Raw genomic sequence first — 2,048 nt, 5'->3', positions numbered from 1 at the left:
GACCAAGCCCGTGCGCACGCCGTTCGATTTTCCGGGCTTCCTGCTGGTCGGCAGCGGCATGGTCCTGCTGGTCTTCGGCATGGATTCGCTTGCTGCCAAGGATGCCGCGGGCGGCATCATCGCCGCAGAACTGGCGCTGGCGCTGGTCATCCTGACCATCGCCTCGTTCTACTGCCTGCGCGTGCGCAATCCGCTGCTCGATCTCGAGCTGTTGCGCATCCGTACCTTCCGCATTTCGTTCCTCACCGGCGGCGGGCTGGACACGATCGGCCTCAGCTCGGTGGTGTTCCTGCTGCCCTTGATGTTCCAGCTCGGCTTCGGCATGAGCGCGGTGCAGGCGGGATCGCTGACCTTCGTCGCCGCGGTCGGCTCCGTGGCCATGCGCTTCTTCATGCCGCGTGTCCTCAACCGTTTCGGCTTTCGCCGCGTGCTGGTCTACAACACCCCGATCGTCGCCGTGATGGTCGCCGGCTTCGCCTTGATGCAGGCGACGACGCCGGTGTGGATCGTGCTGACCTACATCTTCGTCTTCGGCGTCTTCCGCTCCGCGCAATGGGCCTCGACCGGCAATCTCGCCTATTCCGACATCGCGCCCGAGCAGCTCGCCCGCTTCAGCGCGCTCTATTACATATTATGGCAGCTGGCGGTGGCGATCAGCGTCGGCCTGGCTGCGGCGGTATTGTCATTTCTGGCCGGCGGCGGTCCAGCCGTCGCCGACGATTTCCGCATCCTGTTCGTCATCGAGGGCATCATCACGCTCTGCGCGCTGCTTGCCTACCTCAAGCTGACGCCACAGGACGGTGCCCATGTCAGCGGCCACGGCGCACAGATGAATACCGAATGAGGCTGGCTGGCTTATTCGCTGAACGTCACCCACTCTTCCAGCGGCACGCGGTCGGTGCGGAAGGCGTTTTCAGGTTTTGACGTATCTTCATAACCAAGCGCCATGCCGCAGACGACGATCTCTTCGTCCGGAATGTCGAGCACCGGCCTGATCTGCCGGTGATAGGGCGCGAAGGCCGCCTGCGGACAGGTGTGCAGACCCCTGCCTCTTGCTGCGACCATAATGTTCTGCAGGAACATGCCGTAGTCGATCCATGAGCCCTGGTTGAGGCGGCGGTCGATGGTGAAGATCATGCCGACCGGGGCGTCGAAGAAGACGAAGTTGCGGTCGTGCTGGGCGCGCATCTTGTCGACCTCGCGACGACCGATCCCGAGCGCGCCATAGAGGCCGAAACCGTTGGCGCGGCGGCGGGTCAGATACGGCTCGAAGAACTGTGTGGGATAATACCGGTACTCGTCCCAATCAGCTTTTTCGGCGCGAATGCCGGAATTGAGAATGGCGTCTGATATCCGCTGCTTGCTCTCGCCCTTGGTGACATAGACCTTCCATGGCTGCATGTTGGTGCCGGATGGGGCACGCGCCGCAACCGCCAGAATGGCGCGGATGGTTTCGTCGTCGACCATGTCGGGCAGGAATGCGCGCACCGAACGGCGCGACAGGATCGCCTCGTCGACAATCTCGGCATCGCCCGCAATTCGGGGGTTATTTTCCAGCATGGGCCGTCCCTTACCCTTTGTCTCGATCGGACGTCCCCACTCGCCGCTCTCGGCGGAGCCTTTGCATGAACCGTCAAAATCGCGCAAGCAAATCTTGTGCATCCGTGAAAATCTACTTGATTTTTTCATGAGCTTGACTTCTCATGAAATTTGGCCAGATTTTTTCATAAAGTGAGCGCTTTGCCTTCGACTACCGCTAGAACATTGCAGGTACCTGACGAACGCGTGCTGGCCGGCGATATCAGGGCCCTGCGCAAGGCGCGCGGGCTGACACTCGCCGAGATCGGCTCGAAGCTTGGCCGTTCGGTCGGCTGGGTCAGCCAGGTCGAGCGCGGTCTGTCGACGCCGTCGCTCGGTGACCTCCGAGCCTTCGCCGAACTGTTCGGCGTGCCGATCAGCCTGTTCTTCAGCCATGACGTACCTGTCGAAAGCGAGCGCGGCGTGGTCGTGCGCGCTGGCAGGCGCCGCACGCTTGGCACAAGCGAATC

At 62.2% G+C, this 2,048-nt stretch carries 3 protein-coding genes; 2 read left to right on the top strand and 1 reads right to left on the bottom strand.

The features are described 5' to 3' along the window. Positions 1 to 844: MFS transporter (locus EN984_RS32455; RefSeq protein ID WP_127384253.1), on the top strand; the 844-nt coding region annotated here is incomplete at its 5' end. A gap of 11 nt (positions 845 to 855) precedes the next feature. On the opposite strand, the gene EN984_RS32450 is transcribed toward EN984_RS32455, so the two are convergent. Next, the gene (locus EN984_RS32450) at positions 856 to 1,560 is read right to left on the bottom strand and encodes a nitroreductase (protein ID WP_164748979.1); all 705 of its coding nucleotides are present in this window, start codon (positions 1,558 to 1,560) and stop codon (positions 856 to 858) included. 204 nt (positions 1,561 to 1,764) lie between these two features. Here EN984_RS32450 and EN984_RS32445 point away from each other — a divergent pair. Continuing rightward, positions 1,765 to 2,048 (top strand): helix-turn-helix transcriptional regulator (locus tag EN984_RS32445; protein WP_245480164.1); only part of this gene is annotated, 284 nt, incomplete at its 3' end.

This window comes from Mesorhizobium sp. M7A.F.Ca.CA.004.12.1.1, assembly GCF_003997835.1.
Classification (GTDB): Bacteria; Pseudomonadota; Alphaproteobacteria; order Rhizobiales; family Rhizobiaceae; genus Mesorhizobium.
The sequence above is the reverse complement of the archived record's forward strand: the minus strand, read 5'-3'. Positions and strand labels throughout refer to the sequence as shown.